Source organism: Streptomyces sp. F63 (assembly GCF_018070345.1).
GTDB lineage: Bacteria > Actinomycetota > Actinomycetes > Streptomycetales > Streptomycetaceae > Streptomyces.
Map to the genome: position 1 here is coordinate 119,877 of NZ_JAGPXX010000004.1, position 22,548 is coordinate 142,424.

Genomic DNA, 22,548 nt, shown 5'->3' on the forward strand with positions numbered 1-22,548 from the left:
TCATGCCTCCTTCGGTTCGGTGGTGGCCACGGCCGGGCGGCGCCGCCCGCGCAGCGGCGGGCGGGCGCCCAGCCGTTTCGGGTCGAGGCCGGACTGGGGGTGCCCGCTGGTGAAGAACTTCCGGCCGGACAGGATCGTCATCAGCGGCTTGGTCAGGAAGAACACGATGGCGATGTCCACGGCCGTCGTCAGTCCCAGCACGAAGGCGAAGCCCTGCACCGTGCCGACCGAGACGATGAAGAGCACGACGGCGGCGATGATCGAGACGACGTCGGAGACGAGGATGGTCCGCCGGGCGCTCGGCCAGGCGCGGAAGAAGGCCGACCGGACGGTGCGGCCCTCGCGGATCTCGTCCCTGATGCGTTCGAAGTAGACGATGAAGGAGTCCGCCGTGATGCCGATCGCCACGATGGCGCCGCAGACGGCCGGGAGGCTCAGCGCGAAGCCGATGGCCGGGCCGAGCAGCGTCATGATCACGTAGGTCAGGACGGCGGCGGCCACCAGGCTGGAGATCGCCACGAGACCCAGGACCCGGTAGTAGAAGATCAGGTAGAGGACGACCAGGGCCAGTCCGATGGCTCCGGCGATCAGACCGGCCTGCAGCTGCTCGGAGCCGAGGGTGGGCGAGATCGTGGTCACGTTGCTCTCCTCGAAGGAGAGCGGCAGGGCGCCGTAGGAGAGGACGTTGGCCAGGTCCTCGGCGGACTGCTGGGTGAAACTGCCGGAGATCTCGGCGTTGCCGCCGCCGATGCGGGTGTCGACGGAGGGCGCGGAGACGACCTCGCCGTCCAGGACGATGGCGAACTGGTTCGGCTGCTGCTGCGAGATCCGCTCGGTGGCGTCCGCGAACTGCTCGGCACCCTTGCTGTTGAAGTCGAGGGTGACGACCCAGCCCTTGCCGGTCTGGGAGTCGAACAACGCCTTGGCACCGTCGACCTCCGTACCGGCGACGTCCGTCGGGCCAAGCGCGTACTTGGCGAGGCCCTCCTGGTCGCAGGCGACGGTGTTCTCACCGGGCTTGTCGCCCTCACCGGCCTTGGCGCGCTCCTCGGGCTTCGAGCAGTCCAGCTCGTCGAGCCGCTTCTGGAGCTCCGCGGGGATCCCGGACTGCGGCTCGGGGGCCTGGGGGGTCTCACTCGCGCCGGGGGTCTGCGTGGGCGCGGCCTCGGGCTTCTCCGAGGCGTCGGCGGCGAGCGCGCCGGTCAGGGCACGGCCCTGGGTGGTGGGGGAGGCGGAGGGCTGCCCGGACTCCGGGCTGTCCTTCTCGCCGGAGCCCCCGGGCTTCTCCCCGGCCTTGTCCTTGTCGTCCTTGTCGCCGTTCTTGCCCTCGCCCTCACCGGCCGAGGGGCTCCCGCTGGGCTCCGGGGCGGGCGCGCCCTGCGCGACCCCCAGGACCGGGCGGAACTGCAGCTGGGCGGTCGTGCCGACCTGCTCCCGCGCCTGCTTCTCGTCGGTGCCCTTGGGGAGGTTGACGATGATGTTGCGGTCGCCCTGCGTCGTCACCTCGGCCTCGGTGACGCCCAGCCCGTTGACACGGCGGTCGATGATGCCGACTGCCGTGTTCATGTTCGTCGGGTTGATCGCGTTCTGCTCACCCGGCTGGTTCTTGGCGGTGAGCGTGATGGTCGTCCCGCCCGCGAGGTCGATTCCCAGCCGCGGCGTGGTGTGCCCGGAGAGGAACATCCCCCCGGTCAGCGCCACCACGGCGATCAGGAACAGGACCAGGGTGCGCCCCGGCCTGCCCTGGGCCCCCGAGGGGCGCCGGCCCTTCTTCGGTGCTGCCACCTTCTCGATTCTCCCTGTCCAACCGCACCGCATCGGTCGTGAGCGGGCGGCCACGAAGTGTAATGGAGGACGGTGCTCCGGTGCTCCGCGGGTGCGGACGTCCGGCGGGCGGTCCCGCGCCGTGCGGCGGAGCCGTGTCCCGGTCTCGGACGACGGCACCCGGCACGGGCGCACGGCCCGGGGTCGTGCCTACTTCGCGTCGGTGCCGCCGTCGTCCTTCTTGTCGGCCTCGCCGCCCTCGGCGGCGCCGTCCTTGCCGAGGTCGACCGCGGGCTCCTCACCGGCCGCCGGGCGGTCCTCCGCGGTCAGCGAGGACGCGTCGTCCGGAACGACCGCGGTGCCGGACGCGAGCTCTCCGCCGTCGGGCTCGGCGCCGTGCACGATGCGGTTGTACTCCGCGTCCTCGAGGACCGCGGCGACGGCGTTCTTGGCGTAGACGGCGTGGACCCCGGGAGCGACCTCCAGGAGGACCGTGTCGTCGCCGACCTCCTTGACGGTCGCGTACATGCCCCCGATCGTGCGGATACCGGTGCCCGGCTGCATCTGGTCGCGCATCTCGGCGGCCTGCTGCTGCTTCTTCTTCGCCGAGCGGGTCATGAGGACCATGGCCCCGATGAGCACGATGAAGGGGAGGAGAGTGACGATATTCACGGGACGGGGTTTCCTTCGCACGACCGCAGGGGATGCGGCCTGGTATTCGGGGGTGGGTGTGCCATCCGTCAGGGATGGCATCGGCGGAGTCTAAGCGAGTTCGCGCCGATGGAACAACGCCCAGCATGGCACCGGGGTTCCGGGGCGGGCGAGGGGACCGCGCCGTCAGCCCCCGAAGAGTCCCTGCTGCCCCCCGGAGCCGTCCGTGCTCTGCGGCGGCCGCAGCCCCAGGTGCTCCCACGCCGCCGGGGTGGCGACCCGGCCGCGGGGGGTGCGGGCCAGCAGCCCCTCCCGGACCAGGAAGGGCTCGGCCACCTCCTCGACCGTCTCGCGCTCCTCGCCCACCGCGACGGAGAGCGTGGACAGGCCGACCGGTCCGCCGCCGAACAGCTTGAGCAGTGCGCCGAGCACGGCGCGGTCCAGCCGGTCCAGGCCCCGGCCGTCCACCTCGTAGACGCCGAGGGCGGTCTCCGCGACGCCGCGGGTGACCACCCCGTCCGCCTTGACCTGGGCGTAGTCCCGGACGCGGCGGAGCAGCCGGTTGGCGATCCGCGGTGTGCCGCGGGAGCGGCCGGCGATCTCCGCGGCGCCGTCGGGCTCGATCTCGACGTCCAGCAGGCGGGCGGAGCGGTGCAGCACCCGCTCCAGCTCGGCGGGCTCGTAGAAGTCCATGTGCCCGGTGAAGCCGAAGCGGTCGCGCAGCGGGGGCGGCAGCAGTCCGGCCCGGGTGGTGGCACCCACCAGGGTGAAGGGCGGGAGTTCCAGGGGGATGGCGGTGGCGCCGGGGCCCTTGCCCACGACCACGTCGACCCGGAAGTCCTCCATCGCCATGTAGAGCATCTCCTCGGCGGGCCGGGACATCCGGTGGATCTCGTCGAGGAAGAGGACCTCTCCCTCGGCGAGGGAGGAGAGGATCGCGGCGAGGTCGCCGGCGTGCTGGATGGCGGGGCCGGAGGTGATGCGGATCGGGGCGCCCATCTCCGCCGCGATGATCATCGAGAGGGTCGTCTTGCCGAGGCCGGGGGCGCCGGAGAGCAGGACGTGGTCGGCGGTGGCGCCGCGCTGGCGGGCGGCGCGCAGGACCAGGTCGAGCTGTTCGCGGACCCGCTCCTGGCCGACGAACTCACCGAGGTTCTTCGGGCGCAGCGCCGCCTCGACGGCCTGGTCCTCGCCGGCGGCGCCGGCGTCCACCAGCCGCTCCCCGGTCTCGGCCGCGGTGCCGGTGGGGGTGTCGTCCCAGTTCATGGTCTCTCTCAGCTCGGCGGGTTCCGGGGGCCGGGTCGGGCTCACGGGTTCCGGTTCCGGCCCGGCCCGGGTCAGCGGGTGCGGTTCAGGGTCTGCAGGGCGGCGCGCAGCAACTGCGGCACGGGCGGGGTGCCGCCCGCGGCAAGGGCCTCCTCGGCCTGGGGACCGACGGCGGCCACGGCCTCCTCGGCCTCGCGGGGCGCGTAGCCGAGGCCGATCAGCGCGGCGTGCAGCTGCTCGCTCCAGGCGGCCGGCCCGGCCGCCCTCGCCCGTGCGGCGGTGCCCGTGCCCAGGGGTTCGCCGAGCCGGTCCCTGAGTTCCAGGAGCAGCTTCTGTGCGCCCTTCTTCCCGATGCCCGGTACGGCCGTGAGGGCCTTCTCGTCCCCGGTGGCGACCGCCGTCCGCAGGGCGTCGGGGCTGTGCACGGCGAGCATGGCCTGCGCCAGCCGGGGGCCGACGCCGCTGGCGGTCTGGAGCAGCTCGAACACCTGCCGCTCGTCCTCATCGGCGAAGCCGTAGAGGGTGAGGGAGTCCTCGCGGACCACCAGGGAGGTGGCGAGCCGGGCCGGTTCGCCGGGGCGCAGCCCGGAGAGGGTGTCCGGGGTGCACTGGACGGCGATGCCGATGCCGCCGACCTCGACGACGGCGCTGTCCGGGGCGATCGCGGCGACGGGGCCGCTGACGAAGGCGATCACGATGGTCCCTCTCCGGGGGTGTTCTCGGGCCGCGCGGCGGCGGGGCTCGCGGCGGGCCGCGCGGGGGCGGCCGCGGAGGACGGGGCCGGGGCGGGGACGCCCGCCGGGCGCGCGGCGCGGGAGGCGGCCGGTCCGCGGCCGGGCCCGGGGCGGAGCGCCGCGTGCCGGGCGCGGGCGCGGGTCTGTGCCTGCTGGAGGCGGTTCGTGGCGGGTGCGCGCCAGATGTGGCAGATGGCGAGCGCGAGGGCATCGGCCGCGTCGGCCGGCCTGGGCGGGGCGCTCAGCCGCAGCAGGCGGGTGACCATCGCGCCGACCTGCGCCTTGTCGGCCCGGCCGCTGCCGGTGACGGCGGCCTTGACCTCGCTGGGGGTGTGCAGCGCGACGGGCAGGCCCCGGCGGGCCGCGCAGAGCATCGCGACGGCGGCGGCCTGGGCGGTGCCCATGACCGTACGGACGTTGTGCTGGCTGAACACCCGTTCCACGGCGACGCAGTCGGGGCGGTGCTCGTCCAGCCACTGCTCGATGCCCCGTTCGACGAGGACCAGCCGGTCGGGGACGTCGGCGTCGGCGGGGGTGCGGACCACTCCGGCACCGAGCATCGTCAGCGGGCGTCCGGCCACGCCGTCGACGACGCCGACACCGCACCGGGTCAGCCCCGGGTCCACGCCCAGTACGCGCACGCGGTGCCCCTCCCCTCGCTTCGGTCAGGTGTTCCTGCAGGCTATCGGCTGCCGCTGACAGCGCGACGGGCCGACGGGGGGTGTCCCGTCGGCCCGTGGCTGCTGCGGATCAGGCCTCGACCTTCGCCATGACCTCGTCCGGGACGTCGAAGTTCGCGAAGACGTTCTGCACGTCGTCGCTGTCGTCGAGCGCGTCGATCAGCTTGAAGATCTTCCGCGCGCCCTCCTCGTCCAGCTGCACCTGCATGGTGGGGACGAAGCTGGCCTCGGCCGAGTCGTAGTCGATGCCCGCGTCGACGAGCGCCGAGCGGACCGCGACGAGGTCGGTGGCCTCGCTGATGACCTCGAAGGACTCACCGAGGTCGTTGACCTCCTCCGCGCCCGCTTCGAGGACGGCGCCGAGGACGTCGTCCTCCGTCAGCTCGCCGTCCTCGCCCTTGGGGACGAGGACGACGCCCTTGCGGTTGAAGAGGTACGCCACGGAGCCGGGGTCCGCCATGGAACCGCCGTTGCGGGTCATCGCCACCCGGACGTCCGAGGCGGCGCGGTTGCGGTTGTCGGTGAGGCACTCGATGAGCACCGCGACACCGTTCGGCCCGTATCCCTCGTACATGATGGTCTGGTAGTCGGCGCCGCCGGCCTCCAGGCCCGCGCCGCGCTTGACGGCGCTCTCGATGTTCTTGTTGGGAACCGAGCTCTTCTTCGCCTTCTGGATGGCGTCGTAGAGCGTGGGGTTGCCGTCCGGGTCACCGCCCCCCGTACGGGCCGCGACCTCGATGTTCTTGATCAGCTTGGCGAAGAGCTTGCCGCGCTTGGCATCGATCACGGCCTTCTTGTGCTTGGTGGTTGCCCACTTGGAGTGGCCGGACACAGCCTCGCTCCTTCAACGACCCGACGAATACGAACTCCGCGATCCTACCGGTGCCCGGCCGCCGCCCCGCGCGCCATCTCCGCGAAGAGCGCGTGCACCCGGTGGTCTCCGGTCAGTTCCGGGTGGAAGGAGGTGGCCAGCAGGTTGCCCTGGCGTACGGCGACGGTGTGGCCGTCGTGCACCGCCAGCACCTCCACCGCGACGCCCGTGGACTCCACCCAGGGGGCCCGGATGAAGACGCCCTCGACCGGGCCGCCCTCGACGCCGGACACGTCGACGGCCGCCTCGAAGGACTCGTTCTGGCGGCCGAAGGCGTTGCGGCGCACGGTCATGTCGATGCCGCCGACGGTCTCCTGCCCGGCCCGGCCGTCCAGGATCTTGTCGGCGAGCAGGATCATGCCGGCGCAGGATCCGTACGCCGGCATGCCGGCCCGCACCCGGGCCCGCAGCGGCTCCAGCAGGCCGAAGAGACCGGCCAGTTTGACCATGGTGGTGGACTCGCCGCCGGGGATCACCAGGGCGTCCACCGCGTCCAGCTCCGCGGGGCGGCGGACCGCGCGGGCGGGCGCGCCGGCCGCGGCGAGGGCGGCGAGATGCTCGCGGACGTCGCCCTGCAGGGCGAGGACGCCGATGGCGGGGGTGGGCACGGGCACGGGCACGGAGGGATACCTCTTCGGGGCGGGTGGTGTTCGGGGCGCGGGTCGCGTCATGCGGGGAGGCGGCGACACGGGAAGGCGGAGCATGGGACGGGGCGGAGCCGCCGGCCGCTCTCCGGCCCGGTCGCCGGGCCGGAGGCTGCGGGCTGCCCGGCCGGAGGGCGCGGGTCGTCCGCGCCGTCCCGCGCCGCCGCGGTCCGGGATTCCGCGGCGGCGGGAACGCGCGGTTACCAGCCGCGGTTCGCGTAGCGCTCGCTCTCCGGGAGGGTGTCGCAGTTGATGCCGACCATGGCCTCGCCGAGTCCGCGCGAGGCGTCGGCGATCACCTTGGGGTCGTCGTAGAAGGTGGTGGCCTTCACGATGGCGGCGGCGCGCTTCGCGGGGTCGCCGGACTTGAAGATGCCCGAGCCGACGAAGACGCCCTCCGCACCGAGCTGGCGCATCAGCGCGGCATCGGCCGGGGTGGCGACGCCGCCCGCGGAGAACAGCACCACGGGCAGCTTGCCCAGCTCGGCGACCTCCTTGACCAGCTCGTACGGGGCCCGGAGCTCCTTGGCCGCGGCGTACAGCTCGTTGTTGTCGCAGGCGCGCAGCCGGCCGATCTCGGCCTTGATCTGGCGGAGGTGGCGGACGGCCTCGACGACGTTGCCGGTGCCGGCCTCGCCCTTGGAGCGGATCATGGCCGCGCCCTCGGCGATCCGGCGCAGCGCCTCACCGAGATTGGTGGCACCGCAGACGAAGGGGGTGGTGAAGGCCCACTTGTCGCTGTGGTTGGCCTCGTCGGCCGGGGTGAGGACCTCGGACTCGTCGATGTAGTCCACCCCGAGGGACTGGAGCAGCTGGGCCTCGACGAAGTGGCCGATCCGGGACTTGGCCATGACGGGGATCGACACCGCGTCGATGATGCCCTCGATCATGTCGGGGTCGGACATGCGGGCGACGCCGCCGTCCTTGCGGATGTCGGCGGGGACCCGCTCCAGGGCCATCACCGCGACGGCACCGGCGTCCTCGGCGATCTTCGCCTGCTCCGGGGTGACCACGTCCATGATGACGCCGCCCTTGAGCTGCTCGGCCATGCCGCGCTTGACGCGCGCGGTGCCGGTCTCGGGGGCGGACGGAGCGGAGCTGGGGGGCGTGGTGGACACGGTTTCGACCTCATTCGCTGCGGATGGCGGCGGTCCGGTCCGGCCCGGTGGGCCGGGGCGGGGACACCTGTGTGGGACAGCTTCGAGGAAACCGCGTGGCGGTGTCGTACGGAAAGGGCCAATTTGCGGACGGTGGCCCGAGCGGAGGGGCCAATCGGGTTCGGGCCGGGCCGCGTCGCGGGCCCCGAGGCGGGCCCCGAGGCGGGAGCGGGGGCAGCGGTGACGGTGCGGACTCCGTGCACCGCCCCGCAGGGCCGGGCGGTGTGCCCGCCGGACGGGCCGGCCGGTCTCCCCGCGCCGGGCGCCTCAGTGGCCGGCCGTGCGGTCCGTCAGCGCCTCCGGCGGCTCGTCGTCCATCTCGAACGCCAGCGGGAAGGGGGCGTGGCCGGCCAGCCGGAACCAGCGCACCGTGCGGTGCTCGCGCAGGGCGCGCGCCGCGCGCACGGAGTCGTTGTGGAAGCGCCGTGCCATCGGCACCCGGCGCACCGCGGCGGCCAGTTCGTCCGCCGCCGCGTCACCGCCGGGTGCCTCCCGTACGGCCACCACCTGGCCCGGTTCCGCGAAGACGGCCCGCAGCGCCTGGCTGAGTTCGCTCTCGGCGACCTCGCGGTGTTCCTCCTCGGCCTGCCGGGCGGCGTGCGCGGCCTGGTAGAGGACCATGGACGCGGCCGGGTCGAGCACTCCCGCGGTGGCGAGTTCCTGGGCGACCGAGGTCCGTCGCAGCAGTTGCGCGTCGAGCGCGGCGCGGGCCGCGTCGATACGGGCGTGCAGGCGGTCCAGCCGCCCTGCGGTCCAGCTGAGATAGACGCCGATGAGGGCGAGGGCCACCGCCGCCCAGATGAGTGTGCTCACGGCGGGCCACAGTACCGGCCGGTCGGGCGCCCGCGGCGCCGCCCGGTCCCACCGGGCTCTCCCGGTGCGGGTGTTCGCGCTGCGCGCGGGGGCTTTTCGCGCTGCGCGCGGGGGTTTTCCTCCCTCCGGCCCGCCCGGTTGCCGTTCACCGCGGGCCCGGCCCCTGAACGCCCCCGGCCCCCGACGGCGGCCCCGGACGACACTTCCGGCCACCGCCGGAACGCACCCGTCAGTCCGCCCTGCCCCAGAACGCCGGAGCCCCGGACGGCGCCCCCGCACGCGGCCCGGCACGCGTCGGTCCGGCCCCACCCCCGGACGAAGGCCCGGAGCGCCGTCCCGGACGCCGGCCGCCCCTGGACGCCGGAGCCCCGGGCGCCGCCACCGCACGCGGCCCCGGCACCCGGCAGTCCGGCCCGGGGCGCCTGCCGCCGGTATCCCGGCGGGCGTCAGTCGCGGGCCAGGCCCCAGCGGGCCCTGAGGCCCGGGCGTTCGTCGGGGGCGACGGAGGCCGTGCCGTCGGTGACCGTCTCGTAGACGGCCAGGATGTCCGCGCCGACCGTCGACCAGTCGAAGCGGCGCACATGGCGGCCGCCCCGCTCGCGGAGCTCCCGCAGCCGCGCCGGGTCGCGCAGCAGCCGGTTCGCGGCCCCGGCCAGGGCCGCGGCGTCCTCGTTCGGGTAGATCTCCCCCGCCCGGCCGCCGTCGAGCACCTGGACGAAGGCGTCGAGGTCGCTGGCGAGCACCGGGGCGCCGGCCGACATCGCCTCGACCAGGATGATGCCGAAGCTCTCGCCGCCGGTGTTGGGGGCCACGTACAGGTCGACGCTGCGCAGCAGCCGTGCCTTCTCCTCGTCGCTGACCATGCCGAGGAATGCGACGCGGTCGCGCATCCCGGCGGGCAGTCCGGCGACGGCCTCCTTCTCGTCGCCCCGCCCCGCGACGAGCAGCCGGGCCTCCGGGTGCTCCGCGAGGATCGCCGGGAGGGCCTTCATCAGGACCGGCAGACCCTTGCGGGGCTCGTCGATGCGGCCGATGAAGCCCAGCGTGGGTCCCCGTCCCCCGCCCCCGCCCCCGCCGTCGGCGTCGGCGTCGGCGTCGGCGTGGAGGACGCCGCCCAGCCACTCGTGCCGGGGTTCGGCCCGGTCGAAGAATCCGACGTCGACGCCGTTGGGAATCACGACGGCGTCCCCGCCGAGGTGTTCGACGAGGGTGCGCCGCGCGTACTCGCTGACCGCGATGCGCGCGCTGATCTTCTCCAGCGCGGGCTGGAGGATCGGGTACGCGGCGATCATCGCCCGGGAGCGGGGGTTGGAGGTGTGGAAGGTGGCGACGATCGGGCCCTGCGCCGTCCAGCAGGCGAGCAGGCCGAGGGACGGGGAGGCCGGTTCGTGGATGTGGAGGACCTCGAAGTCGCCGTCGTGCACCCAGCGGCGCACGCGCGCGGCCGACAGGAAGCCGAAGTTGAGCCGGGCCACCGAACCGTTGTACGGGACGGGCACGGCGCGGCCGGCCGAGACGACGTAGGGCGGCAGCGGGGTGTCGTCGTCCGCGGGGGCGAGCACGGAGACGGCGTGACCGAGCCCGATGAGGTGCTCGGCCAGGTCGCGGATGTGGAACTGGACGCCGCCGGGGACGTCCCAGGCGTAGGGGCAGACGATGCCGATCCTCACGGCTGCTCCGTTTCCGGTGCCCGGCCGCCGCCGCTCGCCGTGCGCGGCCGGAGGTCGGCGGTCCACAGGCGCTGCAGCATGTGCCAGTCCTCCGGGTGCTCGGCGATCCCGGCGGCGAAGGCGTCGGCGACCTGCTGGGTCATGGCGGCCGTCCGCTCCGGGCGGGAACCGGTCTCCGGCACCGCGACCGCGGGGTGGATCTGCCCGCGCATCGTCGTGGGGCTGTCGTACCAGAGGGTGACGGGCAGCAGCAGCGCGCCGGTCTGCTGGGCGAGCAGGGCGGGCCCGGCGGGCATCCGCGCGGGCTCGCCGAAGAAGGACACCTCGACGCCGGAGGCGGACAGATCGCGGTCGGCCACGAGACAGACGAGCCCGCCCTCGCGCAGCCGGCGGGCCAGGGTGCCGAACGCGCTGCCACCGGCGTGCGGCAGCACCTCCATGCCGAGGCTCTCGCGGTAGGCGACGAACCGGTCGTACAGCGATTCGGGCTTGAGGCGTTCGGCGACGGTGGTGAAGGGCCGGCCGAGCCGGGTGGTGATCCAGGCGCCGGCGAGGTCCCAGTTGGCGAGGTGCGGCAGTGCCGCGATGACACCCCGGCCGCTCTCCAGGGCGTCCTCCACCAGGTGGATGTCCTTGACCTCCAGGCCGGCCCGGATGCGGTCCGGGCTCCAGACGGGCAGCCGGAAGGACTCGATCCAGTAGCGCATGTACGAGCGCATGCCGGCCCGGGAGAGCTCGGCCAGCCGTTCCGGGGAGGCCCCCGGGACGACCCGGGCGAGGTTGGACTCCAGCCGCAGGACGCTCGTGCCGCGCCGCTTCCACGCGGTGTCGGCGATGGTCCGGCCGAGCCGCACGGCCGCGGGTTCGGGGAGTCTCCGGACGGCGCTCCAGCCCAGTCCGTACAGCGCGTCGGTCAGCCGCTCCCTCATGCGGCACCGCCCTCGGCGGCGCCGCCCGGCGCGGACGCGGCGTCGGCCTCGGCGGCCTCCCGGCGCACGGTCACCATGCGCTGTCCGAGGGTGACGGCGCTGCCGAGGGCGACGATCCACAGCGCTATGGGCAGCAGGATGTCGATGCCGGGGACGCCGAAGGCGTGCAGTCCGGCGAGGCCGGCCGCCACCAGGGTGATGACCAGCCGCTCGGCGCGCTCCACGAGCCCGTTGACGTTCACCGGGAGGCCGATGCTCTCGCCGCGCGCCTTGGTGTACGAGACGACCTGGCCGCTGGCCAGGCAGAAGATGGCGATCGCAGACAGCAGCAGGTCGTCGCCGCGGCCCGCGTACCAGAGGGCGAGCCCGCCGAAGACCGCGGCGTCCGCGACCCGGTCGAGGGTGGAGTCGAGGAAGGCGCCCCAGCGGCTGGACCGGCCGGCCTGGCGGGCCATGTTGCCGTCGACCAGGTCGGAGAAGACGAAGAGGGTGATCACGATCGTGCCCCAGAAGAACTCTCCCAGGGGGAAGAAGACCAGGGCCCCCGCCACCACTCCGCCGGTGCCGACGAGGGTGACCGCGTCGGGGCTGATGCCGAGCCGGAGCAGCAGGGCGGCGAACGGTGTGAGAACACGCGTGAAGAAAGCACGCGCGTACTTGTTCAGCATGGCCTTCCCGGAGGGTCGCTGGAGCCGGGCGGCCGGGGGGCCGCCGGGTGGCCCATCGTAGCCACGTCCGCCTCACCCGCCGCCCCGGTACCCGGGGGGCGGGGGACCGGACGGCCCGTCCCGGGGGTGCCGATGAGCCTATGGACGGGGGGTGGCCGCGGTGCAAAGCTCGAATGACCGCAACACGTGCGGACCGGGAGGCGGTACACGTGGGCACTTCAGGCGTCAGGACACACCCCGGAGCCGCGGGCAGGGCCGTCGCGGCCGACCGGCCCACCGCGATACGGAATGTGGTGCTGGTCGGCCACAGCGGCTCGGGCAAGACGACTCTGGTGGAGGCGCTGGCCCTCACCGCGGGAGCGGTGAACCGGGCCGGCCGGGTCGAGGAGGGCAGCACGCTCTCCGACCACGACGGGATCGAGCACCGGCAGGGCCGGTCGGTGCAGTTGTCCCTCGTCCCCGTGGAATGGGGCGGAATCAAGATCAATGTGCTGGACACCCCCGGCAGGGCGGACTTCGTCGGGGAGCTCAGGGCCGGTCTGCGGGCAGCGGACGCGGCCCTTTTCGTCGTCTCGGCGGCGGACGGCGTGGACGGCGCCACCCGCATGGTGTGGGACGAGTGCGCCGCCGTGCGGATGCCGCGGGCCCTGGTGGTGACCCATCTGGAGTCCGGGCGGGCCGGCTTCGAGGAGATGACGGCCGTCTGCCGGGACGCGTTCGGCGGTGACGACCCCGACGCCGTGCTCCCCCTCTACCTGCCACTGCGCGACGGCCCGCCGGACGCCTCCGGCGGCTTCGCCGGCCCGGGGAACGGGAGTTCCCCCGTCACCGGGCTGATCGGCCTGCTCACCCAGCAGGTGTACGACTACTCCTCCGGCACCCGGGTGGCGGCCGATCCCGGGCCGGGGCAGCTCCCGCTGATCGAGGAGGCCCGCAACCGGCTCATCGAGGGGATCATCGCGGAGAGCGAGGACGAGACCCTCATGGACCGCTATCTGGCGGGTGAGGACATCGACCCGGGCATCCTGACCGAGGACCTGGAACGGGCCGTCGCGCGCGGTACGTTCCATCCCGTCCTGGCCGCCGCCCCCGCCGCGGCGGGCGCCCGGCAGGGCCTCGGCACGGTGGAACTGCTGGAGCTGATCACCGGCGGCTTCCCGACCCCGCCCGAGCGCGAGCCGCTGGCCGTCACCACCCCGGAGGGGGAGCCCCGGCCACCGCTCACCTGCGATCCGGAGGGCCCGCTGGCCGCCGAGGTCGTCAAGACCTCCTCCGATCCGTACGTGGGCCGGGTGAGCCTGGTACGGGTCTTCTCCGGAACGCTGCGGCCCGACGAGACCGTGCACGTCTCCGGCCACGGCCTGGCCGACCGCGGGCACGAGGACCACGACGTGGACGAACGCGTCGGCGCCCTGTCCGCGCCCTTCGGCGCGCAGCAGCGCCCGCTGGAACGGGCCGTCGCCGGGGATCTGGCCTGCGTGGCCAAGCTCGGCCGGGCGGAGACCGGTGACACCCTCTCCGCCAAGGACCACCCGCTGCTGCTGGAGCCCTGGGTGATGCCGGACCCGCTGCTGCCGGTGGCGGTGCGGGCGCACAGCAAGGCCGATGAGGACAAGCTGTCGCTGGGCCTGTCGCGGCTCGTCGCCGAGGACCCGACCATGCGGCTGGAGCAGAATCCGGAGACCCACCAGGTGGTCCTCTGGTGCCTGGGCGAGGCGCACCGCGACGTCGCGCTGGAGCGGCTCCGCAGCCGCTACGGCGTCCGGGTCGACGCCGAGGAGCACCGGGTGCCGCTCCGGGAGACCTTCGGCGGGAAGGCGGCCGGGCGCGGCCGGCACGTCAAGCAGTCCGGCGGGCACGGGCAGTTCGCGATCTGCGAGATCGAGGTGGAACCGCTGCCGGCCGGTTCGGGCATCGAGTTCTCGGACCGGGTGGTGGGCGGCGCCGTCCCCCGGCAGTTCATCCCGTCGGTGGAGAAGGGAGTGCGCGCCCAGGCCGGGCGCGGGGTCGCCGCCGGGTATCCGCTGACCGACGTCCGGGTCACCCTCCTCGACGGCAGGGCGCACTCGGTGGACTCCTCCGACGCCGCTTTCCAGACGGCGGGCGCGCTGGCGCTCCGCGAGGCCGCGCGCGGGTGCCGGGTGGATCTGCTGGAGCCGGTGGCCGAGGTGCGGATCATGGTGTCGGACGACTGCGTGGGACCGGTGATGAGCGATCTCTCCGGGCGCCGCGGCCGGGTCGTCGGCACCGAACAGGCGGGCCCCGGGCGCACGCTCGTCCGTGCCGAGGTGCCCGAACTGGAGATCGGCCGCTACGCGGTGGACCTGCGCTCGCTGTCGCACGGCACCGGCCGGTTCAGCCGCTCGTACGTCCGCCACGAGCCGATGCCGCCGCAGCTCGCGGAGAAGATCCGCGCCGGAGACGGGGGGAGCGGATAGCGGGCGGGGCGGAAAAGGCCGGTAAGCGCCCGGCGCGGGCCAACTCCCCTGCGCCGGGCGGTCGTCGCTCGCTACGCTGGGGCGCGGGCCGGCAGGTGTGCCGGGGACGGAACCCGGGAAGAGGCCACGCAGCGGACGAGCGGTGGGGGCATTAGTGGCGAGCGACGATTTCGACTTCAGGCCCGGGGCACAGGTGCCGCTCACCGGCGGGGCCGGGCAGACGGCGGCGACCGCCGCCCTGGCCTCGGCCGCCTACCGGGACAGCCCGGTCGCGGAGATCCTCAAGGCCGACAACGAATGGCACAAGTCGGCCATCACGCCGCCGAAGCTGTCGCTGTTCGAGCCCAATCTCGGTGAGGCGTTCTCCCGGGCGGTCCAGGTCCGGATGCTCGGCGGCGCCCGCAAGGCGCTCGTCCAGTCCTTCGGAATGGAGCCGCAGACGGTCGTCGAGCACTGCCTGGCCGCCAGCCGCATCCGCAAGGAGCGCGATACGCGGCTGACGGTGCTGATGGCGGTGTTCGGGCTGCTCTTCCTGCCCGGGCTGCTGCTCTGGCTCGTCATGTTCCAGCTGCGCCGCACGCTCGCCGGCGCGTCGAACAAGCGGGCCGGCGCCTTCGGGATGGCGGTGCTGGTGGCCTTCGGGGTGCTGGCCGTGGTCTTCCTGGTCAAGCTGCCGTTCACCGGCTTCTGGGGCATCTACCTGCGGGCCATGATCGTCGCCCCGGTCGTCGGCTGGCTCTGGGCCAAGCAGGTCTGCGAGCGCACGGCCGCCGATCTGCGGGAGCGCTGGAACGGGCTGCTCTCCGGCGGTGTGGTCGGGGCGAAGATCCCGGAGGCGGTCCCGAAGAACCCGAACGAGACCGCGGCCGAGCAGCTCCGGCAGAATCTGGCCAAGCTCACCGCCGAGCAGAACAGCAACCTGGTCTTCTACGCGGGCCCCAAGGGCATTCTCGGCATGGGCACCCGCTGGGGCAGCTGGCAGCTCGCCGAGGAGCTCGTCCCCAAGGACCCGGACAAGGACATCGACCCGTTCCGCAGCTGGGACATCGTCCGCGCGGTGCACGACCAGCTGAAGCTGCTGGAGCGCACTCCGCTGCACACCGGTGGCTTCCCCACCCCCTCGGTCACGCACTGGATCGTCGCCCCGGTCGGCGAGGGCGCCGGAGAGGTGTCCCGGCCCGGGGACGACGGCTATCAGATCCGGCCGGGCGAGATACAGCGCATCTGCGACCAGCAGCAGTTCGGCAGCGGCAACCGGCACTACCTGGGCGTCCAGTTCGTGCTCTGGGACGGCCAGTTGGTGATCACCCTGCTGGTCAATGTCACGGTGCTCCACCACACCCTGCGCATCGAGGTCACCGGGCACGCGCTGGGCCCGGTGCACGGTCTCTTCACCACCAAGCCCTCGCCCAAGACCGAGACGATCTCCAAGACCGTCAGGTTCTGGGAGACCAAGGAGCGCACCCTGCCGCTGGTGGACGCCAAGGAGGTGGTGCGGCTCGCCGCGCGCGCCCCGCTGACGTGGTTCCCGCCGGTCCTCGACCACATGGGCGGCAAGCTCGGCCTGCCGGAGCCGTTCGGTCTCCGGCACGCCTGGGCCGACCAGCCCTGGCGCCACCGCTTCATGGCGGACGACGCCCTGCGCGCGGCAACGCCGGTGCTGCGCGTGGTGCACCAGGCCGCCATACGCGTCCTGGAGGAGCACGACGTGGACACCGAGCGCTTCGGCAACCGCGCCGGTTTCCTCAGCGGCGCGGTCCAGGGCGCGGAGCCGGGCAAGGCGGACGTCTACAACGCCTGACGCCCGCGCCGCACCGGCGTGTACGGCGCGGCGAGACCGGCGAAACGGCCGGTGACCGGCCCCGCAAGGGGCGCGGGCCACCGGCCGTACGCATACCGCCCCGGCCGGGTGCTCCGCGAAGCGGTTACCAGCTCGCCTTGCGCACCCCCGGCAGGTAGCCGGCGTGGGCCTGCTCCCGCAGCCGCACCCGGGACAGCCCGAAGGTCCGCAGATACCCGCGCGGCCGCCCGTCGACGGAGTCCCGGTTGCGGATCCGGGTGGCGCTCGCGTCCCGCGGCTGGGCCCGCAACTCCCGCTGCGCGGCGCGGTGTTCGGCGGGCGGCGTGGAGGGCCGACGGATGATCTCCTTCAGCTCGGCCCGGCGTGCGGCGTACCGGGCGGCCACGCGGCGGCGGCGCTCGTCCGCGGCGATCTTGCTCTTCTTGGCCATCAGATCCTCTCCCCCCGGGCGCGCATCACGGCAACGGCCCGTTCGATGCCCAGGGTGTCCACGGTCTTGATGCCCTTGGCGCTGAGCGTGAGCCGAATGTGGCGGTTCTCGCTCGGCAGCCAGTAGCGCCTGCGCTGGATGTTGGGGTCGAACCGGCGCTTGGTGCGCCGGTGGGAGTGGGAGACGGAGTTGCCGAAGCCCGGCTTGCGGCCGGTCATCTGGCAGTGGGCTGACAAGGCGTCATCCTCCTTCGCGGTCGGTTTCTCGGGCGGTGACGACCACCGCCACACAGGCTACATGAAAACGATATTCACTTCCGTTATAGTCTGGAGCCATGGCACACAACGACCTGCGCCCGGTGGTGAAGCTCCGCTCCACCGCCGGGACCGGCCACACCTACGTGACCCGCAAAAACCGCCGGAACGACCCGGACCGGATGGAGCTGCGCAAGTACGACCCGATAGCCCGCCGCCACGTCACGTTCCGCGAAGAACGCTGAGGAGAAGCCCGTGAAACCCGGAATCCACCCGCCCTACCGGCCCGTCGTCTTCCGCGACCGCGCGGCGGACTTCGCCTTCCTCACCCGCTCCACCCTCACCAGCGAGAAGACCGTCGTGTGGGAGGACGGCAACGCCTACCCCGTGGTCGACGTCGAGGTCTCCTCGGCGAGCCACCCCTTCTACACCGGCACCGCGCGCGTGATGGACACCGCGGGCCGCGTCGAGCGCTTCGAACGCCGCTACGGCCGCAAGTCCGCGCCGGAGAGCGGCCGGTGACCGGCGCACACCGCTCCCGGCTGCCCGTGACGGTGGTCGCCGGGCTCCACTCCGACGCCCGTCGGCGCACCGTGGAGACGCTGCTGCGCGTCCCCGGGACCGTGGTGCTCCCCCACGACCTCGCCGAGGCCGCGGACGGCACCGTGCTCCGTACCGTGCGCGACGCCGACGGCGTGCTGGAGAGCGGCCGCACCCCGCTGGTGAACGACTGCGCCTGCTGCGCGCTGCGCGAGGACCTCGTACCAGCGCTGAACCGGCTGGCGGAGAGCGGCGAACACCGGCTGGGCGTCGTGGAGCTGTGGGACTCGGTGGAGCCGCAGGGCATGGCGGAGGTGCTGGCCGGGCACGCCGGTGAGACGTTCGTCCTGACGGCCGTCGTCACCGCCGTCGACCCGGCCCTCGTTCTGCCCTACGCGGCCTGCGGCGACGACCTCGCCGAGGCCGGGCTGGCCGCCGCCCCGGGCGACCGGCGGACCGTGGCCGACACCTTCGCCCGCCAGCTCGAATACCCCCCGCTGGTGGCCGTATCGGAGGGGGAGGAGAGGCCGGACCCGGCCGACGCCGAACTGCTGCGGCAGCTCACCCCCGCCACCCGCCGGCTCCCCGCCGGGTCGGACGAACTCGCGCGGGCGGTCCTCGCTGGGTTCGACGCCGGCGCCGCCGCGGCCCGGCAGCACCCGGCCTGCGCACTGCTGCCACAGGAGGCGGAGAGGCACGGCGTCTCCACCCTCCTCTGGCAGCGGAGGCGGCCGTTCCATCCGGGCCGCCTCCACGCCGCCCTGGAAGATCTGACCTGCGCCGCGCTGCGCAGCCGGGGCCGGTTCTGGCTGGCGGACCGCCCGGACACCCTGCTGTCCTGGGACGCCGCGGGCGGCGCGCTCTGTGTGGAGGAGTCCGGGCCCTGGCTGGCCGCGCTGCCCGACGCCGCCTGGGAACTGGTGCCGGCCGGCCGCCGGGTCGCCGCCGCGCTGGACTGGCATCCCGTGCACGGCGACCGGTCCCAGTGCCTCTCGTTCGTCTCCCCCGAGCTGGACCGCGAGGGACTGCTCGCCCTCCTGGAGTCCTGCCTGCTCACCGACGCGGAGTACGGAACCGGGCCCGCGGACTGGCGGAGTCTCCACCCGGCCTTCGACGAGCTGCTGAACCCGGTCCGCTGACTCTCCCCCGGCCCCGCCGCCCCGGCCCCACCCTCACCTCGAAAGGACGCGCCACCGTGCCGCACCCCCGCAGTCCCCGGCAGAAATCCGGACGCGGGCGTTCCGAACGCCCCAATCCGCTCGACGCCGCGGGGATCACCTACATCGACTACAAGGACACCGATCTGCTGCGGCGGTTCATCTCCGACCGCGGCAAGATCCGCAGCCGCCGGGTGACCCGGTTGACCCGGCAGCAGCAGCGCAGGCTCGCCCAAGCCGTGCAGAACGCCCGGGAGATGGCCCTGCTGCCCTACGGCTCCCGGTAGCCGCGGCTCTCATCCGCCCCGCCGCCGGGGCCCGGGGGAGCCGGGCCCGCCCGGCCCGGCCCCGGTGACCGCCCGGGAGTCAGCTCTCCGGCCAGGCCGCCGCGAGCAGGCGGCGGGTGTCGGCCAGGAGCTGCGGCAGCACCTTGGTGTGGCCGACGACCGGCATGAAATTGGTGTCCCCGCCCCAGCGGGGCACCACGTGCTGGTGCAGATGCGCGGCGATACCCGCCCCGGCGGTGACGCCCTGGTTCATGCCGATGTTGAAACCGTGCGCGCCGGAGGCGGTGCGGAGCGCCGTCATGGCCTGCTTGGTGAGCGCGGCCAGCTCGGCCGTCTCGGCCTCGTCCAGCTCGGTGTAGTCGGCGACGTGCCGGAACGGTACGACCATCAGGTGCCCGCCGTTGTACGGGTAGAGGTTGAGCACCGCGTAGACGTGCTCGCCGCGGGTGATGATCAGACCGTCCTCGTCGGACTTGGCCGGGATGGTGCAGAACGGGCAGCCTTCGGAGCCGGGCCCGGCCGGCTTGTTCTCGCCCTGGATGTACGCCATCCGGTGGGGCGTCCACAGGCGCTGGAAGGCGTCCTGGGAACCGACTCCGATCTGCTGCTCCGGCTCACTCGTCATGACGGCCAGCATATTCGCCCGGAGCGGGCGGCAACGCGGCGAGGGGGTGGCTCCCGGCGGGAACCACCCCCTCCCCCGCCGCCCGCGCGGGGCCGGCGGGATCGCGTACGGCCGGAGGCCCGGACCCGGACGCTCAGCCCGGGCGACCGGGCTCAGACCTGGATACGGCGGGCCACCGCGTCGGCGATCTCCCGCAGCGCCTCGTCCCGCGGGATGCCGTTCTTCTGTGAGCCGTCGCGGTAGCGGAAGGACACCGCGCCGTTCGCCACGTCCTCGTCACCGGCGATCACCATGAAGGGGACCTTCTCGCGCTGGGCGTTGCGGATCTTCTTCTGCATCCGGTCCGAGGAGGCGTCCACCTGGAAGCGCAGCCCCCGCTTCTTCGCCTCCGCGGCGAAGTCCTGGAGGTAGGGGACGTGCGCGTCGCCGATCGGGATGCCGACCGCCTGCACCGGCGCCAGCCAGGCCGGGAACGCGCCCGCGTAGTGCTCCAGCAGCACCGCGAAGAACCGCTCGATGGAGCCGAACAGCGCGCGGTGCAGGACGACCGGGCGCTGCCGGGAGCCGTCGGCCGCGGTGTACTGGAGGTCGAAGCGCTCCGGCATGTTGAAGTCCACCTGGATCGTGGACATCTGCCAGGTCCGGCCGATGGCGTCCTTGGCCTGCACCGAGATCTTCGGCCCGTAGAACGCGGCCCCGGCCGGGTCCAGGACGAGTTCCAGGCCCTGCTTCTCGGCCGCCTGCCGCAGCGCCTCGGTGGACTCCTCCCACACCTCGTCGCTGCCGACGAACTTCTCCGGGTCCTTGGTGGACAGCTCCAGGTAGAAGTCCTCCAGGCCGTAGTCGCGGAGCAGGTTGAGCACGAAGGTCAGCAGCGAGTCCAGCTCGGCCGCCATCTGCTCACGGGTGCAGTAGATGTGCGAGTCGTCCTGGGTGAAGCCGCGGGCGCGGGTCAGGCCGTGCACCACCCCGGACTTCTCGTACCGGTAGACCGTCCCGAACTCGAAGAGCCGCAGCGGCAGTTCGCGGTACGAGCGGCCCCGGGCGTCGAAGATCAGGTGGTGCATGGGGCAGTTCATGGGCTTGAGGTAGTAGTCCTGGCCCTCGTCGAGCTGCATGGGCGGGTACATGCCGTCGGCGTACCAGTCCAGGTGGCCCGACTTCTGGAAGAGCGCGCCCTTGGTGGCGTGCGGGGTGTAGACGAACTCGTAGTCCGCCTCCTCGTGCCGCCGGCGCGAGTAGTCCTCCATGACCCGGCGGACGACGCCGCCCTTGGGGTGGAAGACCGCCAGGCCGGAGCCGATCTCCTCGGGGATCGAGAAGAGGTCCAGCTCGGTGCCGAGCTTGCGGTGGTCGCGCTTCTCGGCCTCCGCCAGGAAGGCGAGGTGCGCCTTCAGCTCGTCCTTGGTCGGCCAGGCGGTGCCGTAGATGCGCTGGAGCATCGGGTTCTTCTCGCTGCCGCGCCAGTACGCGGCGGCGTTCCGCATCAGCTTGAAGGCGGGGATGGTGCGGGTGGTCGGCAGGTGCGGGCCGCGGCAGAGGTCCTTCCAGCACAGCTCGCCGGTCTTGGCGTCGAGGTTGTCGTAGATGGTCAGCTCGCCGGCGCCGACCTCGACGTCCGCGCCCTCGCCCGCGGTGGCGGAGGAGCCCTTGAGGCCGATCAGCTCCAGCTTGTACGGCTCCGAGGCCAGCTCCTCGCGGGCGGCCTCGTCGGTGACGACGCGGCGGGAGAAGCGCTGGCCGCGCTTGATGATCTCCTGCATCTTCTTCTCGACGGCCTTGAGGTCGTCGGGGGTGAAGGGGCGCTCGACGTCGAAGTCGTAGTAGAAGCCGTCCTTGACCGGCGGGCCGATGCCGAGCCGGGCCTCCGGGAAGAGCTCCTGCACGGCCTGGGCCATGACGTGCGCGGTGGAGTGGCGCAGGATGTTCAGGCCGTCCTCGGTGGCGATGCCGACCGGCTCGACCTCGTCGCCCTCGGCGAGCTCGTACGCCAGGTCCTTCAGCTCGCCGGCCACGCGCGCGGCGACGATCGAGCGGTCGCCGGCGAAGAGATCGGCCGCCGTGGTGCCCGTCGTCACCACGCGCTCTTCCCGCTCGGAATCGCGATGGATGATCACACGGACGTCTGACACCGGTCTCTCCTGACTGATGGGTTCGCGCCGCAGCGGACGCTGCGCATGCGAATCGTACCGAGCCGGGCGGCCTCCCCGCGAAAAGCCCGGGACCGGGACCGGGCGGCACGGCCGCGCCGTCGCACAGCCGCACGGCACCGGGCGGGTACGGCCCGGGACGCGTCCGGGCGGCGGCCGCCCGGGAGGCGCGGACGGCAGCGGGGCCCCGAACGGCGAAAAGGCCCCTCCCGTCCGGGAGGGGCCCGCCCGGCCCGCGCTGTGCGGACCACGTGCTGCGTCAAGGGTGTGGGCGATACTGGGTTCGAACCAGTGACCTCTTCGGTGTGAACGAAGCGCTCTCCCACTGAGCTAATCGCCCTTGGAGTGCCGGGGTTTCCCCCTGCGGCTCGGGCCAGACAATACAGGGCGCGGAGGAGTTCCTTCAAACGGCTTCGGCGAGCCGGGCCCGCAGGCCGCGCCGCCCGCCCCGCATCATCAGCCGGTGGTTGGCCCGGAACAGCGGGCGGCCGGGCACGGCGAGCGCGCGCAGCAGCCCGCGGCGCACGGTCACCTCCTGCTCGAAGAGCGCGTGGCTCCCGGCGCTGCTGTCACCGCCGCGGGCCGTCACCGTCCAGCGCGCCCAGCCCTCCAGATCGCCGGCCAGGGCGGTCTCCAGCACCCCCGCCGCGGGATCGCGCCGGCTCTCGCGCGCGGTGACGACCAGGTCGTACGGGAGCACGGAGCGGAAGCGGGCCCGGCCGGTGCCGGACGGGGTGCGCTCGGCCTCCCGGACCTGCGGCCACCACAGCGGATACTCCTCGGGCCGCTCCAGCACCGCGTACACCGCCCCGGGCGGGGCGTCGAGCGTCCAGAGACTGCGAAAGCGGTAGCGGTGCACGTCCACGGGCGTCTCCTCGCCTGCCGGCCGGATGTTCCGTTCCCCCCGGGTCGACTTCCCCGGCGGGACCGGCCGTACCGGCTGTCGCGGCCGGCTTCCCTCCGCCGCTGTCTTCCGCGGGCGCGGACGGCACCGAACGGGGACCTCGGGGGCATGGGAT

22 protein-coding genes, 1 tRNA gene and 1 pseudogene are annotated in these 22,548 nt (G+C 73.5%); 6 read left to right on the forward strand and 18 right to left on the reverse strand.

Translation table 11 applies throughout. The features are described 5' to 3' along the window. From secD to pgsA, 12 genes and pseudogenes are all read right to left on the reverse strand, one after another. Entirely contained in the window at nucleotides 1-1,785 is a 1,785-nt protein-coding gene (gene secD, locus KBZ10_RS06515) for a protein translocase subunit SecD (RefSeq protein ID WP_210986538.1), read from the reverse strand. A 189-nt stretch (nucleotides 1,786-1,974) separates the two neighbouring features. Then, the gene (yajC, locus tag KBZ10_RS06520) at nucleotides 1,975-2,436 is read right to left on the reverse strand and encodes a preprotein translocase subunit YajC (RefSeq protein ID WP_210986539.1); all 462 of its coding nucleotides are present in this window, start codon (nucleotides 2,434-2,436) and stop codon (nucleotides 1,975-1,977) included. Nucleotides 2,437-2,601: 165 nt separating this feature from the next. Continuing rightward, nucleotides 2,602-3,681, reverse strand: coding sequence for a Holliday junction branch migration DNA helicase RuvB (gene ruvB / locus KBZ10_RS06525; protein ID WP_210986540.1), 1,080 nt, complete (start codon nucleotides 3,679-3,681; stop codon nucleotides 2,602-2,604). Nucleotides 3,682-3,752: 71 nt separating this feature from the next. Next, complete coding sequence (ruvA, locus tag KBZ10_RS06530) at nucleotides 3,753-4,376, reverse strand: Holliday junction branch migration protein RuvA (RefSeq protein WP_210986541.1); 624 nt, start codon at nucleotides 4,374-4,376, stop codon at nucleotides 3,753-3,755. A 110-nt stretch (nucleotides 4,377-4,486) separates the two neighbouring features. Further along, nucleotides 4,487-5,056, reverse strand: a pseudogene (gene ruvC, locus KBZ10_RS06535) (crossover junction endodeoxyribonuclease RuvC); the annotation flags it as partial. Nucleotides 5,057-5,165: 109 nt separating this feature from the next. Further along, nucleotides 5,166-5,927: a YebC/PmpR family DNA-binding transcriptional regulator gene (locus KBZ10_RS06540; protein WP_210986543.1), complete on the reverse strand. Its 762-nt coding sequence runs from the start codon at nucleotides 5,925-5,927 to the stop codon at nucleotides 5,166-5,168. Nucleotides 5,928-5,971: 44 nt separating this feature from the next. Next, nucleotides 5,972-6,574, reverse strand: a complete 603-nt coding sequence (gene pdxT, locus KBZ10_RS06545) for a pyridoxal 5'-phosphate synthase glutaminase subunit PdxT (RefSeq protein ID WP_307847251.1) — start codon at nucleotides 6,572-6,574, stop codon at nucleotides 5,972-5,974. 236 nt (nucleotides 6,575-6,810) lie between these two features. After that, a complete protein-coding gene (pdxS, locus tag KBZ10_RS06550) occupies nucleotides 6,811-7,728 on the reverse strand; it encodes a pyridoxal 5'-phosphate synthase lyase subunit PdxS (protein WP_210986545.1) in 918 nt (305 codons plus the stop codon). A gap of 306 nt (nucleotides 7,729-8,034) precedes the next feature. Continuing rightward, complete coding sequence (locus KBZ10_RS06555) at nucleotides 8,035-8,580, reverse strand: hypothetical protein (protein WP_374223315.1); 546 nt, start codon at nucleotides 8,578-8,580, stop codon at nucleotides 8,035-8,037. Nucleotides 8,581-9,026: 446 nt separating this feature from the next. Further along, entirely contained in the window at nucleotides 9,027-10,250 is a 1,224-nt protein-coding gene (locus KBZ10_RS06560) for a glycosyltransferase family 4 protein (RefSeq protein ID WP_210986546.1), read from the reverse strand. Beyond that, entirely contained in the window at nucleotides 10,247-11,179 is a 933-nt protein-coding gene (locus KBZ10_RS06565; RefSeq protein ID WP_210986547.1) for a phosphatidylinositol mannoside acyltransferase, read from the reverse strand. The genes KBZ10_RS06560 and KBZ10_RS06565 overlap by 4 nt, the downstream gene beginning before the upstream one ends. After that, complete coding sequence (gene pgsA / locus KBZ10_RS06570) at nucleotides 11,176-11,847, reverse strand: phosphatidylinositol phosphate synthase (RefSeq protein WP_210986548.1); 672 nt, start codon at nucleotides 11,845-11,847, stop codon at nucleotides 11,176-11,178. The genes KBZ10_RS06565 and pgsA overlap by 4 nt, the downstream gene beginning before the upstream one ends. A 209-nt stretch (nucleotides 11,848-12,056) precedes the next feature. On the opposite strand from pgsA, the gene KBZ10_RS06575 reads away from it, so the two are divergent. Then, a complete protein-coding gene (locus KBZ10_RS06575; RefSeq protein WP_307847239.1) occupies nucleotides 12,057-14,285 on the forward strand; it encodes an elongation factor G-like protein EF-G2 in 2,229 nt (742 codons plus the stop codon). A 154-nt stretch (nucleotides 14,286-14,439) separates the two neighbouring features. Next, nucleotides 14,440-16,086 (forward strand): hypothetical protein, encoded by a 1,647-nt coding sequence (locus tag KBZ10_RS06580; RefSeq protein ID WP_210986550.1) that lies wholly within the window; start codon nucleotides 14,440-14,442, stop codon nucleotides 16,084-16,086. A 124-nt stretch (nucleotides 16,087-16,210) separates the two neighbouring features. Here the strand turns inward: KBZ10_RS06580 and rpsN are convergent, their stop codons facing one another. After that, complete coding sequence (gene rpsN, locus KBZ10_RS06585; RefSeq protein WP_210986551.1) at nucleotides 16,211-16,516, reverse strand: 30S ribosomal protein S14; 306 nt, start codon at nucleotides 16,514-16,516, stop codon at nucleotides 16,211-16,213. Next, nucleotides 16,516-16,752, reverse strand: coding sequence for a 50S ribosomal protein L28 (gene rpmB / locus KBZ10_RS06590; protein WP_210986552.1), 237 nt, complete (start codon nucleotides 16,750-16,752; stop codon nucleotides 16,516-16,518). The genes rpsN and rpmB overlap by 1 nt, the downstream gene beginning before the upstream one ends. 98 nt (nucleotides 16,753-16,850) lie before the next feature. On the opposite strand from rpmB, the gene rpmG reads away from it, so the two are divergent. Genes rpmG through rpsR form a run of 4 tightly spaced genes read left to right on the forward strand, consistent with a single transcriptional unit; the run spans nucleotide 16,851 to nucleotide 18,754 of the window. Beyond that, the gene (gene rpmG / locus KBZ10_RS06595) at nucleotides 16,851-17,015 is read left to right on the forward strand and encodes a 50S ribosomal protein L33 (protein ID WP_210986553.1); all 165 of its coding nucleotides are present in this window, start codon (nucleotides 16,851-16,853) and stop codon (nucleotides 17,013-17,015) included. Nucleotides 17,016-17,025: 10 nt separating this feature from the next. Further along, nucleotides 17,026-17,292, forward strand: coding sequence for a type B 50S ribosomal protein L31 (locus KBZ10_RS06600; protein ID WP_210986554.1), 267 nt, complete (start codon nucleotides 17,026-17,028; stop codon nucleotides 17,290-17,292). After that, nucleotides 17,289-18,449: a GTP-binding protein gene (locus KBZ10_RS06605; protein WP_307847240.1), complete on the forward strand. Its 1,161-nt coding sequence runs from the start codon at nucleotides 17,289-17,291 to the stop codon at nucleotides 18,447-18,449. The genes KBZ10_RS06600 and KBZ10_RS06605 overlap by 4 nt, the downstream gene beginning before the upstream one ends. Nucleotides 18,450-18,505: 56 nt before the next feature. Further along, a complete protein-coding gene (gene rpsR, locus KBZ10_RS06610; RefSeq protein WP_210986555.1) occupies nucleotides 18,506-18,754 on the forward strand; it encodes a 30S ribosomal protein S18 in 249 nt (82 codons plus the stop codon). Between the two features lie 79 nt (nucleotides 18,755-18,833). Here the strand turns inward: rpsR and KBZ10_RS06615 are convergent, their stop codons facing one another. The 4 genes from KBZ10_RS06615 to KBZ10_RS06630 all read right to left on the reverse strand — a co-directional run bounded on the left by KBZ10_RS06615 (nucleotide 18,834) and on the right by KBZ10_RS06630 (nucleotide 22,394). Next, complete coding sequence (locus tag KBZ10_RS06615) at nucleotides 18,834-19,391, reverse strand: HIT domain-containing protein (protein ID WP_210986556.1); 558 nt, start codon at nucleotides 19,389-19,391, stop codon at nucleotides 18,834-18,836. Between the two features lie 140 nt (nucleotides 19,392-19,531). Further along, the gene (gene thrS / locus KBZ10_RS06620) at nucleotides 19,532-21,511 is read right to left on the reverse strand and encodes a threonine--tRNA ligase (RefSeq protein WP_210986557.1); all 1,980 of its coding nucleotides are present in this window, start codon (nucleotides 21,509-21,511) and stop codon (nucleotides 19,532-19,534) included. A gap of 286 nt (nucleotides 21,512-21,797) precedes the next feature. Next, a tRNA-Val gene (locus KBZ10_RS06625) sits at nucleotides 21,798-21,869 on the reverse strand. Between the two features lie 63 nt (nucleotides 21,870-21,932). Beyond that, entirely contained in the window at nucleotides 21,933-22,394 is a 462-nt protein-coding gene (locus KBZ10_RS06630; RefSeq protein ID WP_210986558.1) for an SRPBCC family protein, read from the reverse strand. Between the last annotated feature and the right edge of the window lie 154 nt (nucleotides 22,395-22,548).